A 15014-nucleotide genomic window follows, 5' to 3' on the forward strand; every position below is an offset into this window, starting at 1 on the left:
TTCGATACTGCCACTGTGGGCGTGTCGCGCCGAGGTGACGCGAAAAGGCCGACCCGGCGCGTTCGGCGCCGGGTCGGCCTTCTCGATGTCCGTACCCTCGTGGTGGGTCAGTCCGTGCCGGACTCCATCGCGGCGCGGTCCAGGGCGCGGTCCTCCTCGGAGACCTCGCCGCGGGAGGCGATGGCCTCGGCGCCGCCCTCGGGCAGCTCCGGCATCGTGCCGATCAGGCCGGTCGCGGCGGCCTGGGAGGCGCCGACGGTGGGGCTGCCGGTGCCGATCAGGCCGAGGCCGACGTACTGCTCCAGCTTGGCGCGCGAGTCGGCGATGTCGAGGTTGCGCATGGTGAGCTGGCCGATCCGGTCCACCGGGCCGAACGCCGAGTCCTCGGTGCGCTCCATGGAGAGCTTGTCCGGGTGGTACGAGAATGCCGGGCCGGTCGTGTCCAGGATCGAGTAGTCCTCGCCGCGCCGCAGCCGGAGGGTGACCTCACCGGTGACGGCGGCGCCCACCCAGCGCTGCAGCGACTCGCGGATCATCAGCGCCTGCGGGTCCAGCCAGCGGCCCTCGTACATCAGGCGACCGAGACGCCGGCCCTCGTTGTGGTACTGGGCGAGGGTGTCCTCGTTGTGGATCGCGTTCACGAGGCGCTCGTACGCCGCGTGCAGCAGGGCCATGCCGGGGGCCTCGTAGATGCCGCGGCTCTTGGCCTCGATGATCCGGTTCTCGATCTGGTCGGACATGCCCAGGCCGTGGCGGCCGCCGATGGCGTTGGCCTCCATCACCAGGTCGACGGGGGAGGCGAACTCCTTGCCGTTGACGGTGACCGGACGGCCCTGCTCGAAGCCGATCGTCACGTCCTCGGGGGCGATCTCGACCGACGGGTCCCAGAACCGGACGCCCATGATCGGCTCGACGGTCTCGACGCCGGTGTCCAGGTGCTCCAGGGTCTTGGCCTCGTGGGTGGCACCCCAGATGTTGGCGTCCGTGGAGTACGCCTTCTCCGTTGAGTCCCGGTAGGGCAGGTTGTGGGTGACCAGCCACTCCGACATTTCCTTGCGGCCGCCGAGCTCGGTCACGAACGCCGCGTCCAGCCAGGGCTTGTAGATCCGCAGGTTCGGGTTGGCGAGCAGGCCGTAGCGGTAGAACCGCTCGATGTCGTTGCCCTTGAAGGTCGAGCCGTCGCCCCAGATCTGGACGTCGTCCTCAAGCATCGCCCGCACCAGCAGCGTGCCGGTGACGGCACGGCCCAGCGGCGTGGTGTTGAAGTACGCCCGCCCGCCGGAGCGGATGTGGAACGCGCCGCAGGTGAGCGCGGCCAGGCCTTCCTCGACCAGCGCGGCACGGCAGTCGACCAGACGCGCGACCTCGGCGCCGTAGGTCTTGGCACGGCCGGGCACCGAGGCGATGTCGGGTTCGTCGTACTGGCCGATGTCAGCGGTGTAGGTGCACGGGACGGCGCCCTTGTCGCGCATCCAGGCGACCGCGACCGAGGTGTCGAGACCGCCCGAGAAGGCGATGCCGACGCGCTCGCCGGTGGGGAGGGAGGTGAGGACCTTGGACATAGGAAGAGTATGCATCAATACGCATGGTCATGCAAAGGGGGTGCGTGAGTCCAGTGCCGCACATCACTTGGGGGGCGTCGATCGGGGGTGGATGAGCCGCCTCTGACACACGACAGGGAGGCCGGGCATGACCATCCCGGCCCCATGTACTAGAGTTATCTCGACATCGAGATATCTGCCGAGGCGCACCCGTAGCCGCACGCCCTCGTCGAGTCCGACGCTAAGGGTTACCTAACTTAGCCTTACCTTAGCGGATCGGCCAAGATGCCGTGGCGGCAGGATCGTGGTGGTACGCGCACATCAATGAAGGAGACTGTCGTGTCGGCGAACAGCTTCGACGCCCGCAGCACGCTGCAGGTGGGCGACGAGTCGTACGAGATCTTCCGGCTGGACAAGGTCGAGGGCTCCGCGCGCCTCCCTTACAGCTTGAAGGTGCTGCTGGAGAACCTCCTCCGCACCGAGGACGGCGCGAACATCACCGCCGACCACATCCGCGCCCTCGGCAGCTGGGACTCCCAGGCCCAGCCGTCGCAGGAGATCCAGTTCACGCCGGCCCGCGTGATCATGCAGGACTTCACCGGCGTGCCCTGTGTCGTGGACCTCGCGACGATGCGTGAGGCCGTCGCGGCGCTCGGCGGTGACCCGGCGAAGATCAACCCGCTCTCCCCGGCCGAGATGGTCATCGACCACTCCGTCATCGCCGACAAGTTCGGCACGAACGACGCCTTCAAGCAGAACGTCGACCTGGAGTACGGCCGCAACAAGGAGCGCTACCAGTTCCTGCGCTGGGGCCAGACCGCGTTCGACGACTTCAAGGTCGTCCCGCCCGGCACCGGCATCGTCCACCAGGTCAACATCGAGCACCTCGCGCGTACGGTCATGGTGCGCAACGGCCAGGCCTACCCCGACACCCTCGTCGGCACCGACTCGCACACCACGATGGTCAACGGCCTCGGTGTCCTTGGCTGGGGCGTCGGCGGCATCGAGGCCGAGGCCGCGATGCTCGGCCAGCCGGTCTCCATGCTCATCCCGCGCGTCGTCGGCTTCAAGCTCACCGGTGAGCTCACGCCGGGCACGACCGCCACGGACCTCGTGCTCACCATCACCGAGATGCTCCGCAAGCACGGCGTCGTCGGCAAGTTCGTCGAGTTCTACGGCGAGGGCGTGGCGGCCACGAGCCTCGCCAACCGCGCCACCATCGGCAACATGTCGCCGGAGTTCGGCTCGACCGCCGCGATCTTCCCGATCGACGACGAGACCATCAAGTACCTCAAGCTCACCGGCCGCTCCGAGCAGCAGCTCGCGCTCGTCGAGGCGTACGCCAAGGAGCAGGGCCTCTGGCTGGACCCGAAGGCCGAGCCGGACTTCTCCGAGAAGCTGGAGCTCGACCTCTCGACGGTCGTGCCGTCCATCGCCGGCCCGAAGCGCCCGCAGGACCGCATCGTCCTCGCGAACGCCGCCGAGCAGTTCAAGAGCGACGTCCGTAACTACGTCGACACCGTGGACGAGGCGGGCCAGGAGTCCTTCCCGGCCTCCGACGCCCCGGCCGTCGCCCCGAACGGCGCCCCGTCCAACCCGGTCACCGTGACCGCCCCCGACGGCTCGACGTACGAGATCGACCACGGTGCGGTGACGGTCGCGGCCATCACCTCCTGCACCAACACCTCCAACCCGTACGTCATGGTCGCCGCCGCCCTGGTGGCCAAGAAGGCGGTCGAGAAGGGCCTGACCCGCAAGCCGTGGGTCAAGACCACCCTCGCCCCGGGTTCCAAGGTCGTCACCGACTACTTCGACAAGGCGGGCCTGACCCCGTACCTCGACAAGGTCGGCTTCAACCTCGTCGGCTACGGCTGCACCACCTGCATCGGCAACTCCGGCCCGCTGCCGGAGGAGGTCTCCAAGGCCGTCAACGACCACGACCTCGCGGTCACCTCGGTCCTCTCCGGCAACCGGAACTTCGAGGGCCGTATCAACCCCGACGTCAAGATGAACTACCTGGCCTCCCCGCCGCTGGTCGTCGCCTACGCCCTCGCCGGCTCCATGAAGGTAGACATCACCAAGGACGCGCTCGGCACCGACCAGGACGGCAACCCGGTCTTCCTGAAGGACATCTGGCCCTCCGAGGCCGAGGTCAACGACGTCGTGGCGAACGCCATCGGCGAGGACATGTTCTCCAAGTCCTACTCCGACGTCTTCGCGGGCGACGCCCAGTGGCAGGCCCTGTCGATCCCGACCGGCAACACCTTCGAGTGGGACGCCGAGTCGACGTACGTCCGCAAGCCCCCGTACTTCGAGGGCATGACGATGGAGACCACCCCGGTCTCGGACATCGCGGGCGCCCGCGTCCTGGCCAAGCTGGGCGACTCGGTCACCACCGACCACATCTCGCCCGCCGGTGCCATCAAGGCCGACACCCCGGCCGGCAAGTACCTCACCGAGCACGGTGTGGAGCGTCGTGACTTCAACTCCTACGGCTCGCGCCGAGGCAACCACGAGGTCATGATCCGCGGCACGTTCGCCAACATCCGCCTGCGCAACCAGATCGCGCCGGGCACCGAGGGCGGCTACACCCGCGACTTCACCCAGGCCGACGCGCCGGTGTCGTTCATCTACGACGCCTCGCAGAACTACCAGGCCGCCGGCATCCCGCTGGTCATCCTGGGCGGCAAGGAGTACGGCTCCGGCTCGTCCCGCGACTGGGCGGCCAAGGGCACGGCCCTGCTCGGCGTCAAGGCCGTCATCACCGAGTCGTACGAGCGCATCCACCGCTCGAACCTCATCGGCATGGGCGTCCTGCCGCTGCAGTTCCCGGCCGGCCAGTCGGCAGACTCGCTCGGCCTGACCGGCGAGGAGACCTTCTCCATCGCGGGCATCACCGAGCTGAACGAGGGCACCACCCCGAGCACGGTGAAGGTCACCACCGACACCGGTGTCGAGTTCGACGCGGTCGTCCGCATCGACACCCCCGGCGAGGCCGACTACTACCGCAACGGCGGCATCATGCAGTACGTGCTGCGCAGCCTGATCCGCAAGTAAGCGATCGAGCAGGCGGTACGGAACGGCAGTTCAGTACGGCGGTCGAGGGCCGCATCCCCGGTGACGGGGGTGCGGCCCTCGCCGTGTCCGCGTGAAGAAACCCCAGGTCATCACCCACCCTCAGGTAGAGCACAGGCCTCCCTCAGCGGACGCGGACAGGATCGGGACATGACCGCAACCGCAGGGTCCCGAAACGGCCGCGTCCGCGTGCTCGTCGTCGACGACGAGCACGCGCTCACCGACGTACCCGACGGGATGCAGCGCGGACTGCTGCGCCGGGCACGGGGCGAGCGGTCCCGGACCGACAGCAGCCGGACGCCGCTGCGCCACGCCGTGCGCGGCCCGAGCTGCACCATCGGGCCGGTGGAGGACGGCAGATGAACACCCACCCGCGCCCGAGCCTGCGCACCCACCCGCGCCCGAGCCTGCGCATCCGCCCGCGCCTGAGACTGCGCATCCGCTCCATACGCACCCGCCTCCTGGTCTCCGTCACCGCCGCCCAGGTCTCCCGGGCACCGCTCGACCGGGGCGAGGTCACCGGCATTACCCGGGTCCCGGCCTCGGACACCGACCCCGGCAGCGAGATCGGCCAGGTCGGCGCAGCGCTCAACCGGATGATCGACCACGTCGAGTCCTCCGCGACCGCCCGCCAACGCGCCGAGGAGCGCATGAGCCGCTTCCTGTCCGACGCCGGCCACGAACTGCGCACCCCGCTCGCCTCGATCGCCGGCTACGCGGAACTCATGAACCGTGGCACCGGCAAGAGCGAGTCGGTGCTCGCCTGGCGCCGCGTCTCGGCGGAGTCGGCGCGCATGACGGGCCTGGTCGAGGACCTCTTGCTGCTGGCCCGTCTCGACGAGGGACGACCGCCGCAGTCCGTCGAGGTGGACCTCGCGGCGGTGGTCGTGGAGGCGCTGTGGGGCGCGCGGGCCGCCGGGGGTGGGCACGACTGGCAGCTCGAACTCTGCCTGGACGCAGAGCCGTTGGTCGTCGGCGACGAAAGGCAGCTCCACCAGGTGGTGGTCAACCTGCTCGCCAACGCGCGCGTGCACACTCCGGCCGGCGCAACGATCGTGGCCACGGTGGAGGCACGGCACGCGGGCCGGGTTGTGGTCCGCGTCCGGGACGGTGGCCCCGGTATCCCGCGGGCCCTCCTTCCGACGGTCTTCGAACGCTTCACCCGCGCCGACGCCTCCCGCACACGTGCCGACGGCATGGAGGGCGGCTCCGGGCTGGGCCTGGCCGTCGTCGCGGCGATCACGGCGGTGCACGGCGGCCGTATCGCCGTACAGAGCGAACCGGGCCGGACCGAGTTCACGGTCGAGCTGCCATCGGCGACCGAGGGTCACGCACATGATCGACCCACGAGTCTCGTGCCCATGAACTTGCCTTGAAACCATGGTACTTGGGCCAACTGCAACGCAATCAGGTTCTCCGGAAGCTAACTTGGGAATGCAGTCAGTGGGCCGTCGGGCCTGCGGATGCCGTGTGTCATCGCTCGGGTGCCGTGTGCGGTGCCCAGCCCTGGCGTGGGGGTATTCGCCTGCGGTAGTGCACAAACGTCCACTAACATGGATGAGCACCGTTTCAGGCGCATCGGGGGAGCAGGAGGGCCGAGGTGGTGCATAAGGGGAAACCCTTGTGGCGCAAGAGCAGCTTATGCGGCAATGAGAACGAGTGCGTGGAGGTCGCCGTGGGGGAGGGCCGAGTGCTTGCGCGCGACTCCAAGAAGCCGAAGCGTTCGCCGCTGTGCTTCACCACCCCCGCCTGGACGGAGTTCCTACTTGCGTTGACGCAGGGGGAGCTGGACGGCCTGTGACGTTCTGGACAAGCCATCGGCGGTAGGTAGGGGGCCTCTATGGGTGCCGAGGCATCTTCAGTTCAATACTCGGGCAACGGTGGACGGAAGCGGTATGCGGGTGTGAGCGGAGCCGTCGCCTTCTCTCTCAGTGCCGGCGTGCTGGCGACGCTGGCCGCCGCTCTTGCATCCCTGCTGGTCGACAGTGTCCTCGTCAAACGGATGCTGTGGGTGGCCGTGGCCGTGGCCGTGGCCGTCGGTGCGGGAGTGTGGCGGGCCGGATGCGCCGCTATGACGTCCCTACCTGATTCTGATCGCCGTCCGCAGGGTTCGCGGACGAGTTCTCCGGGGTAGCGTCCGCGGCTTGACGCCGCTTCAGTATCCGCTTCCCCCACCGGGCGACCAAGCCGGTGATGCCGGACGTCACCAGGAATGTGGCGGCGACAGTGCCGATCCGCGACCAGGGCAACTTGAGCTCACCGGCTGCCTGGACGACGAGGACCACTGCCCCGACCACGACGATCAGCGCGACCAGGCACAGCAGTCCGATGCGGGTCACGAGCTGGATCTTTATGGCGCCGCGGGCGTTGTCTATCGCTATGAGCCTCCGTGTCTGCGCTTCGTCCTGTATGGCTTGCAATTTGACGTCTTCGTCACTGGTTGCCCCGGCGAGTACGTTCTGCAGGCCTTGCCATATCGACCTGAAGACCACGTTGGTCCTCCCCCTGGCTTCACCACCAGAAATGGCACCGCGGATCTAGCGGGCCGCGAGGTCTTGCTTAATGTGACCGATCAGGTCGAGTGACTCGGTCTCGCCGAGCGCCAGATGCGTGATCGTCTGGAAGCACTCCTGGTAACGGGCCAGCAGTTCCAGGTCTTCGCCGCCGGTCATGCTGCCCGCGGCGTGCTCCAGATACAGCAGATCGTCGTCGTCGGGGAAGCCCAACAGGACGAAGCTGCCCAGCGTGCTGTAGTGGGCCCCGGCCTCGAAAGGCAGGACGCGGATCGTGATCCCGTCCCGTGTGCCGAGGTCGAGCAACTGCTGCAACTGCTCGCTGAGTACCGCCTTTCCGCCGATCTGCCGCCGCACCGCGGCCTCGTCCAGGATGAAGGTGGCGTCGGGGCCGGCGGATCCGTCGAACATTCTCGTCCGCCGTTCCATCCTCAAGCCCACCACCCGCCCGGTCCGTTTGGGGGTCAGGCCACGCGGGGTGAGTAGCGCCTCGGCGTACCCGGGGGTCTGCAAGTGCCCGGGAACGACGATGGGGTGATACGTCTGAAGTGACGTCGCCGCGCTCTCGTACCCCAGGTACTGGGCGTACTGCGGTGTGACGACGTCGTGGTACTTGGACCACCAGCTGGGTCCTTTGCTCCCTCGGGCCGCCTCCTCCAGTTCGTGCACCGTGGACGGGGCGGTGACGCCGTACAGCGTCAGCAGCGCCCGCAAGTCGCTCACGGACACGCTGACGGTTCCGGTTTCCACCCGGATGAGCTTGGACTGCGACCACTCCACCCGCTCGGCGGCCTCACGCTGGGTCAGACCGGTGGCTTCGCGCGCCTGCCGCAAGGCAAGGCGCAGCTTGCGCCGGTTGAGGCTGGGGTCCACGGGGGAAGTCATCGCCGCTCCTTCATCCGTGCACGTACCCTGATGTCTGTCAGCCATGCACAGAAAGTTCCTAGCTCTTGGCACCCTTCATTATGCATCGCGCAAAAAGGATAGAGCTGATTGCTGCTGGCTGATTGCAGGCTGGTGCCGGTGGTGTGCGGCTGGGGTGCGGAGGCGGCGTGAGCTGCACCGCTGTCACGACTCCCCACTCATCGCAGGAACGGTCGGGACGGCGTTTGTGCTCCCGGGGGACGCTCTGTGGCGTCAGGTCGTGGAAGCAAGGGGGCTCAACCGGCGCACGAATCCGTTGACGGCGCGTCAAAATGCGCCGGGCGCAAGAAACCTGGACCGCTCTGTGCTCCGGGCAACCTCGCACCCGGCATCGCCAGGGTCGCACCCGCCCGGTGGGGCTCTTGTGCGTCCAGGCGTTTACAACTGTGGCGCACGGCGCTACTTTCCGAACCAAGTGGAGGTGGGAGCGCTCCCATGCGGTGGACCGGAACCCGCCGCCGGGCCGCTCCCACCCCATGCATCCGCCCGCACATGTATCCGTACGGCCCGCTCTTGAAGGAACGGATTCATCTGTCATGATCCTGACAAAAGTGCGAAGTGCATCTCCGCCCCGTCGATTAACCCTCCCCACCCGCGCCAGGGCCCTCTTCCTCGTCCTGGTCTCCCTGCTCGCGACCATCCCGGCCATGGCTCTCGTCATGAGCGCCGGCGGTCGGGCGGAGGCCCACGGCACCCCCATGAAGCCCGGCAGCCGCACCTTCCTGTGCTGGCAGGACGGGCTGACCGACACCGGTGAGATCAAGCCGGTCAACCCGGCGTGCCGGACGGCCCAGCAGGTCAGCGGGACCACGCCGTTCTACAACTGGTTCTCCGTGCTCCGCTCCGACGGTGCCGGCCGCACCCGCGGTTTCGTGCCCGACGGTGAGCTGTGCAGCGGCGGCAACACCAACTTCACCGGCTTCAACACGCCCAGCAAGGACTGGCCGCTCACCCATCTCACCTCGGGCGCGACGGTCGACTTCTCGTACAACGCCTGGGCCGCGCACCCGGGTTGGTTCTACGTCTACATCACCAAGGACGGCTTCGACCCGACCCGGACCCTCACCTGGGACGACATGGAGGAGCGGCCCTTCCTCTCCGTCGACCACCCGCCGCTCAACGGATCCCCGGGCACGGTCGAGGCCAACTACTCCTGGACAGGAAAGCTTCCTGACAACAAGTCGGGGCGCCACATCATCTACATGGTCTGGCAGCGCTCCGACAGTCAGGAAACCTTCTACTCCTGCTCCGACGTCGTCTTCGACGGCGGCAACGGCGAGGTGACCGGCGTCAAGGAGCCCGGCAACCCGACCGACCCGGTACCCGGCAAGTGCTCCGCCACCCGCCGTACGACCGGCAGTTGGACGGGCGGCTACCAGTCCGAGGTGACCGTCACCAACACCGGCGACGTCCCCATGCTCGGCTGGATGGTCGACTGGACGCTCCCCGCCGGCCAGAAGGTCGAGAGTCTCTGGAGCGGCAACGCGACCTACAACGGCCAGGCCGTGATGGTCCACAACTCCGACTGGAACGGTTCCCTGAGTCCAGGTCAGACCGCGACATTCGGCTACGTCGTCTCCGGCTCCGGCGGAGACAGCGCGACAACCCTGCCCTGCCGGGTGGGCTGAACCGGCGTACGGCCCGGACCCGGTGGGCGACGGCTCTGACTCACCGGGTCCGCGGCGCCGGAGGCGTGTCAGATGAGTGATTGACAGGGAAACAAACTGATAACAGGGGGCAACTCCCAGGGGGTTCGGCGTGGTCTAGCCCCGCATGAAGATCTCCTTCCTGCTGCACAACGCCTACGGCATCGGCGGCACGATCACCACCACCTTCAACCTGGCCCAGGCGCTGGCCGAGCGGCACGAGGTGGAGATCGTCTCCGTGCTGCGGCACCGGGAACGCCCCAACTTCACCCTGGACCCGAAGGTTTCCTTACGACCACTGGTGGATCTGCGGCACGAGAAGGAACATCCCCTGCATCTGAGGCCGGCGAGGGTGTTCCCCGTCGCCGAGTACCGGCACCGGCAGTACAGCGAGCTGACCGACCAGCGGATCGGCGAGTGTCTGGCGGCGATCGACTCCGACGTCGTCATCGGCACCCGGCCGGGGCTCAACGTGCATCTCGCGCTCCAGGCGCCGGAGCGCGTCGTCCGGGTCGGACAGGAGCACCTCACCCTCGACAACCATCCGCCCCGGCTGCGCACCGCCCTGCGCCGGGCCTACCGCCGGCTCGACGTGCTCACCACCGTCACGGAGGCCGACGCCACCGCATACCGGCGCAGGATGCGGCTGCCCGGGGTCCGGGTGGACGCGCTCCCGAACAGCGTCCCCGACCCCGTGCTGCCCGCCGCGGACGGCACCGCGAAGGTGGTGGTCGCGGCGGGCCGACTGGTCCCGGTCAAGCGGTACGACCTGCTCATCGAGGCGTTCGCCCTGGTCGCCGCCGAACGCCCGGACTGGCAGCTGCGCATCTACGGCAAGGGAGAGGAGCAGGCCCGGCTGCAGCAGCTCGTCCACCGTCTGGGCCTCGGCGAGAACGTCTTCCTGATGGGCGCCGCCGCCCCCATGGAGGCGGAGTGGGTCAAGGGCTCCATCGGTGTGGCCGCCTCCAACTTCGAGCCGTTCGGCATGACCATCGTCGAGGCGATGCGCTGCGGCCTGCCGGTGGTGAGCACCGACTGCCCGTACGGACCCGGCGAGATCATCGAGGACGGCGTCGACGGCCGACTGGTGCCGGTCGGGGACCGTGACGCGTTGGGCACCGCACTGCTGGACCTCGTCCGCGACGACGAACGGCGCCGGCACATGGGCCGCACGGCCATGGCGAACGCCCGACGCTTCGCCCCGGTCCCGGTCGTGGCGCACGCCGAGCGTCTGATCGACGAGGCACTGGCCGCCCGCAGGGCAGTGCGACGGCTTCCCCCCGAACCCGGCCGAATACGCAACGCCCTGGTCAGCCAGGGCTTCGCCGCACGCGACACCGCCCACGCCGCGGCCTCCCGCGCCCTGCGCACCATACGGAGGGGGCCGCGATGACGACACGGTCCGGCGCCACACATGACACGCCCGTCCGTGCCGACTGCACCATCGAGACGGACGGCCGGATCACCTTCACCCTTCGGCCACCGGCCGCAGTCGACTGCCCGTCGCCCCGGCTGCTCCTGCGGTTGCGCCCCAAGAAGGGGCAGCCCGAGAAGCTCCTGCACCCCCTCGAACCGGAGCTTTCCGACGACGGTCGCCTGCGCGCCGTTCTGGAGCCGCAGCCCGCACTGGCCGAGGGGCGCTGGGACGTGTACCTGCTCCCGGAACCCGGCGAACCCGCAGAACGGCGACGCATCCGCCCCGGCCTGCGCGACCTACGCGCACTCGTGGACGGACAGAGCCGTGACTGGCCCGCGCCGGTGGCCGTCCGGGTCCCGTACACCACCAAGGACGGCTACCTCGCCGTGCGGGCCTGGCGGCGCCGCGCCCACGCAGAGGTCGAGGGGATCGAGGTCACCGACCGGTCGATGACCGTGAGGGCCCGACTGCACGGCACCACCTTCGCCGGGGAAGCCGCCGTACGGCTCCGGCTGCGGGGCGGCAACGGTGTCGTGCGGACCCTCAAGCCACGGGCCGCGAGCGACGGCCGGGCGTTCTCCTTCACCGTGGACTACGGGGAGTTGGCCGCGGACCACGGGACCGGAACCCGCGTCTGGGACCTCTCCGTCCAGCCCCGGCCCGCTGCCGAAGTGACCGCGATTCGGATCGGCCGGCTCTTCGACGACGTGGCGGACCGCAAGGAGATCTTCGTCCATCCGGAGGCCCTGGTCGGCGATGTCGTCGTGCGCCCCTACTACACGGTCGACAACGACCTCTCCGTGGAGGTGACCGCCGCGACGACGTGATGCCCGCTCTCAAGCGAACGTCAGGCCGGCCGAGGTTCGAACCCCAACACCTCCCGCAACCAATCCAGTTGGCGGCGGACCTGCACCGCGTCGCCGCCTTCGTGGCCGTTGAACGGATAGGCGTGGATCTCCTTGCGCGGCGCGGAACCCGACAGTTCCGCATACCGGTTGAAGGCGCCGTACGCCCCGCTGGGCGGGCACACCTTGTCGCGCAGGCCCACCCCGAAGTGGGCCGGGGCATGGGCGCGCCGGGCGAAGGCGATCCCCTCCATGTAGGAGAGCGTGTCGTAGGCGGCCCGCTCGGCTCCCCGATGCACGCAGAGGTACGCGGCGATCTCGCCGTACGGTCCCGCGTCGGTGAGGTCGAGTGCGCGTCGGATGCCGCACAGGAACGGGGCGGTGACCAGGGCCGCCGCGAGGTCGGGGACGAGTCCCGCGACGGCCAGGGCGAGCCCGCCGCCCTGGCTGTTGCCGACGGCCGCGATCCGTGAGGCGTCCACGCCCGGCAGTGCGCGCAGCGCCGCGACCGCGCGTACCGCGTCCGTGATCAGCCGGCGGTAGTGGTGGTCCCGGGGGGAGAGCAGGCCGCGCACCGCCGGGCCCGGTCCGCCCGGTGCCGTGGCGTACGGGTCCGGGGTGGCGCCGCCGTTGCCGTACTGGTCGCCCTGGCCCCTGTTGTCCATCAGCAGATGCGCGTACCCGGCGTTCACCCAGGTCAGCCGCTCGTGCGGGAGGCCGCGGCCCCGGCCGTAGCCGGCGTACTCGACGACGGCGGGCAGCGGTGCGCGCACCCCGGCCGGTCTGCTGAACCAGGCCCGCACCGGGTCGCCGCCGAAGCCCCGGAAGGTCACGTCCCAGGTGTCGGTCAGCCGCAGTCCGGTCTCCACCGGGTGGGCCGACACCAACGCCTCCGGCTGGGCCGCCTCCTTGAGGGTGTCGTGCCAGAACTCGTCGAAGTCGGCGGGCTCCTGAAGGTCCGGACGGTAGCGCTCCAGGTCCGTCAACGGCATGTCGAACGCGGGCATTCACTGCCTCCGATTGTTGCGCTTCTACATCAGAATGTTTCGCGACTGTCGACGAGTCCTGGTCTCAATCTCCTCAACTCTCCTTCCGCGTCAGCCCCATTGACAGCCATTACACCCGCCCCTAACCTCGCCGCAAAGTTGCCGGTACGACCCCGAAACTTTCGGTGTCAACGGGAGGCCACCGCATGAGCACCTCCACCACGTCGGCTCCACCGCCCGGCACACAGGAGCCGCCGTCGACGAACTCCCCGCCCCGCCGCGGGCGGCCGCCGGCGCGCACCGGCTGGCGGCGGGCGCTGCGCCGGGACTGGCAGCTGTACTCGCTGGCCGTGCTGCCGCTGCTGTTCTTCCTGGTCTTCCGCTATCTGCCGATGATCGGCAATGTGATCGCGTTCCGGCGCTTCGAGCCGGGCGGTTCGATCTTCGGCGAGCAGTGGGTGGGCCTGCGCTATGTCGAGATGTTCCTGAGCGACCCCACCTTCTGGCAGGTGTTCCGCAACACCCTGTGGCTCGGCGCGCTGACACTCGTCCTCTGCTTCCCGATCCCGATCGTGCTCGCGCTGCTGCTCAACGAGGTGCGGCGGCGTGCGCTGAAACGGTTCGTCCAGTCGGTGTCGTATCTGCCGCACTTCCTGTCGATCGTGATCGTCGCCGGCATCACCATGCAGATGCTCGCCACGGACGGCCCGGTCAACCATGTCCTCGGATGGTTCGGGCACGACCCGATCCGGTTCATCCAGGAACCCGAGTGGTTCCGCGCCCTCTACGTCGGCTCGGAGATCTGGCAGACCGCCGGGTGGGGCACGATCCTCTACCTCGCCGCGCTCACCACCATCGACGAGGACCTGTACGAGGCCGCCCGCATCGACGGCGCCAACCGCTGGCAGCAGATCTGGCACGTCACCCTGCCCGGCATCCGGCCCACCATGATCACGCTGCTGATCCTCAACATCGGCACCTTCATGGCCGTCGGCTTCGAGAAGGTCCTTCTGCTGTACAACCCGCTGACCTACCAGACCTCCGACGTGATCTCCACGTACGTCTATCGGACCGGCGTCGAGTCCAACAGCTTCAGCTACGCCGCCGCCATCGGCCTGTTCGAGGCGATCATCGGCCTGGTCCTGATCACGTCCGCCAACCAGGTCTCGCGCCGCACAGTGGGGACCAGCCTGTGGTGAAGCCCAGCCGTTCCCACCGTGTCTTCCAGGGCGTCAACGGGGTGATCCTCACCCTCGTCGTGGCCGTCACCCTGTACCCCTTCCTCAACATCGTGGCGCGGTCCTTCAGCGGGGAACGGCAGATCCGGGCCGGTGAAGTGACCCTGTGGCCCAAGGGGTTCAACCTCACCACGTACGAGATCGTGTTCCGGGACCACATGTTCTGGCGCAACTACGGCAACACCGTGCTCTACACGGTCGTCGCCACCGCCGTCGCCATGGTGCTGACCACCTGTTACGCCTACGTCCTGTCGAAGAAGCACCTCAAGGGCCGCTCCGCGCTCGTCGGCGTCGCCGTGTTCACCATGTTCTTCACCGGCGGCCTGATCCCCAACTATGTGCTGATCACCAGCCTCGGCCTGAAGAACAGTGTGTGGGCGATCGCCCTGCCCAATGCGATCAGTGTGTTCAACCTTCTGGTCATGAAGGCCTTCTTCGAGAGCCTGCCGACCGAGCTGGAGGAGGCCGCGCAGATCGACGGCCTGAGTACCTACGGCATCCTGCTGCGGATCGTGCTGCCGCTGTCCAAGGCGGTCGTCGCGACGATGGTGCTCTTCTACTCGGTGGCCTTCTGGAACTCCTGGTTCAGCGCCTTCCTCTACATGGACAGCTCCGATCTGATGCCGGTCACCGTCTACCTGCGGAACATGATCCAGGGCGCCACCGGCGGCTCCAACGCGGGCGCCACCACGGACCAGCTCAGCCAGGTCGGGGCCAACATCCAGGCCGTCACGATCGTGCTGACCGCGCTGCCGATCCTCTGCGTGTACCCGTTCGTCCAGCGCTACTTCGTCTCGGGCGTGATGCTCGGCGCCGTCAAGGGCTGACG

At 68.5% G+C, this 15014-nt stretch carries 12 protein-coding genes and 1 pseudogene; 9 read left to right on the forward strand and 4 right to left on the reverse strand.

Annotated features, from left to right (window positions below; genetic code table 11):
- Window positions 1-107: 107 nt before the first annotated feature.
- The gene (gene argG / locus POF73_RS16940) at window positions 108-1562 is read right to left on the reverse strand and encodes an argininosuccinate synthase (protein WP_272115987.1); all 1455 of its coding nucleotides are present in this window, start codon (window positions 1560-1562) and stop codon (window positions 108-110) included.
- Between the two features lie 318 nt (window positions 1563-1880).
- Here argG and acnA point away from each other — a divergent pair, with 318 nt between their 5' ends.
- The 4 genes and pseudogenes from acnA to POF73_RS16960 all read left to right on the forward strand — a co-directional run bounded on the left by acnA (window position 1881) and on the right by POF73_RS16960 (window position 6417).
- Entirely contained in the window at window positions 1881-4598 is a 2718-nt protein-coding gene (gene acnA / locus POF73_RS16945; protein ID WP_272115989.1) for an aconitate hydratase AcnA, read from the forward strand.
- Window positions 4599-4766: 168 nt separating this feature from the next.
- Window positions 4767-4979, forward strand: a complete 213-nt coding sequence (locus POF73_RS16950) for a hypothetical protein (RefSeq protein WP_272115991.1) — start codon at window positions 4767-4769, stop codon at window positions 4977-4979.
- Window positions 4980-5080: 101 nt separating this feature from the next.
- Window positions 5081-5992 (forward strand): annotated as a pseudogene (locus POF73_RS16955) (sensor histidine kinase); the annotation flags it as partial.
- A gap of 227 nt (window positions 5993-6219) precedes the next feature.
- Window positions 6220-6417, forward strand: coding sequence for a DUF397 domain-containing protein (locus POF73_RS16960; RefSeq protein ID WP_272116118.1), 198 nt, complete (start codon window positions 6220-6222; stop codon window positions 6415-6417).
- Between the two features lie 268 nt (window positions 6418-6685).
- On the opposite strand, the gene POF73_RS16965 is transcribed toward POF73_RS16960, so the two are convergent.
- Both POF73_RS16965 and POF73_RS16970 read right to left on the reverse strand, forming a co-directional pair.
- On the reverse strand, window positions 6686-7108 hold the full coding sequence (locus tag POF73_RS16965) for a hypothetical protein (RefSeq protein ID WP_272115993.1): 423 nt from the start codon (window positions 7106-7108) through the stop codon (window positions 6686-6688).
- 45 nt (window positions 7109-7153) lie between these two features.
- On the reverse strand, window positions 7154-8014 hold the full coding sequence (locus POF73_RS16970) for a helix-turn-helix domain-containing protein (protein ID WP_272115995.1): 861 nt from the start codon (window positions 8012-8014) through the stop codon (window positions 7154-7156).
- 575 nt (window positions 8015-8589) lie between these two features.
- Between POF73_RS16970 and POF73_RS16975 the strand changes: the two genes are divergently transcribed.
- The 3 genes from POF73_RS16975 to POF73_RS16985 all read left to right on the forward strand — a co-directional run bounded on the left by POF73_RS16975 (window position 8590) and on the right by POF73_RS16985 (window position 11943).
- Window positions 8590-9681: a lytic polysaccharide monooxygenase auxiliary activity family 9 protein gene (locus POF73_RS16975; protein WP_272115997.1), complete on the forward strand. Its 1092-nt coding sequence runs from the start codon at window positions 8590-8592 to the stop codon at window positions 9679-9681.
- 145 nt (window positions 9682-9826) lie between these two features.
- On the forward strand, window positions 9827-11092 hold the full coding sequence (locus POF73_RS16980) for a glycosyltransferase family 4 protein (protein ID WP_272115999.1): 1266 nt from the start codon (window positions 9827-9829) through the stop codon (window positions 11090-11092).
- On the forward strand, window positions 11089-11943 hold the full coding sequence (locus POF73_RS16985; protein ID WP_272116002.1) for a transferase: 855 nt from the start codon (window positions 11089-11091) through the stop codon (window positions 11941-11943). The genes POF73_RS16980 and POF73_RS16985 overlap by 4 nt, the downstream gene beginning before the upstream one ends.
- Before the next feature lie 20 nt (window positions 11944-11963).
- Here POF73_RS16985 and POF73_RS16990 read toward each other — a convergent pair whose 3' ends face one another.
- Window positions 11964-12968 carry an acetylxylan esterase gene (locus POF73_RS16990; RefSeq protein ID WP_272116004.1) on the reverse strand — a complete coding sequence of 335 codons (1005 nt, stop codon included), beginning with the start codon at window positions 12966-12968 and terminating at the stop codon, window positions 11964-11966.
- A gap of 185 nt (window positions 12969-13153) precedes the next feature.
- Here POF73_RS16990 and POF73_RS16995 point away from each other — a divergent pair, with 185 nt between their 5' ends.
- Together POF73_RS16995 and POF73_RS17000 are read left to right on the forward strand one after the other, a co-directional pair.
- Window positions 13154-14146 carry an ABC transporter permease gene (locus POF73_RS16995; RefSeq protein WP_272116006.1) on the forward strand — a complete coding sequence of 331 codons (993 nt, stop codon included), beginning with the start codon at window positions 13154-13156 and terminating at the stop codon, window positions 14144-14146.
- On the forward strand, window positions 14140-15012 hold the full coding sequence (locus POF73_RS17000; RefSeq protein WP_272116008.1) for a carbohydrate ABC transporter permease: 873 nt from the start codon (window positions 14140-14142) through the stop codon (window positions 15010-15012). The genes POF73_RS16995 and POF73_RS17000 overlap by 7 nt, the downstream gene beginning before the upstream one ends.
- The last annotated feature ends 2 nt before the right edge of the window (window positions 15013-15014 follow it).

It is taken from the genome of Streptomyces sp. HD (assembly GCF_028369295.1).
Taxonomy (GTDB): Bacteria; Actinomycetota; Actinomycetes; order Streptomycetales; family Streptomycetaceae; genus Streptomyces.

Excerpts from the sequence above, each read along its gene's own strand:
- POF73_RS16950 (WP_272115991.1), top strand. The coding sequence starts at position 4,767 with ATGACCGCAACCGCAGGGTCCCGAAACGGCCGCGTCCGCGTGCTCGTC.
- POF73_RS16985 (WP_272116002.1), top strand. The coding sequence starts at position 11,089 with ATGACGACACGGTCCGGCGCCACACATGACACGCCCGTCCGTGCCGAC.
- POF73_RS16995 (WP_272116006.1), top strand. The coding sequence starts at position 13,154 with ATGAGCACCTCCACCACGTCGGCTCCACCGCCCGGCACACAGGAGCCG.
- argG (WP_272115987.1), bottom strand. The coding sequence starts at position 1,562 with ATGTCCAAGGTCCTCACCTCCCTCCCCACCGGCGAGCGCGTCGGCATC.
- POF73_RS16975 (WP_272115997.1), top strand. The coding sequence starts at position 8,590 with ATGATCCTGACAAAAGTGCGAAGTGCATCTCCGCCCCGTCGATTAACC.
- POF73_RS16990 (WP_272116004.1), bottom strand. The coding sequence starts at position 12,968 with ATGCCCGCGTTCGACATGCCGTTGACGGACCTGGAGCGCTACCGTCCG.
- POF73_RS16980 (WP_272115999.1), top strand. The coding sequence starts at position 9,827 with ATGAAGATCTCCTTCCTGCTGCACAACGCCTACGGCATCGGCGGCACG.
- POF73_RS16970 (WP_272115995.1), bottom strand. The coding sequence starts at position 8,014 with ATGACTTCCCCCGTGGACCCCAGCCTCAACCGGCGCAAGCTGCGCCTT.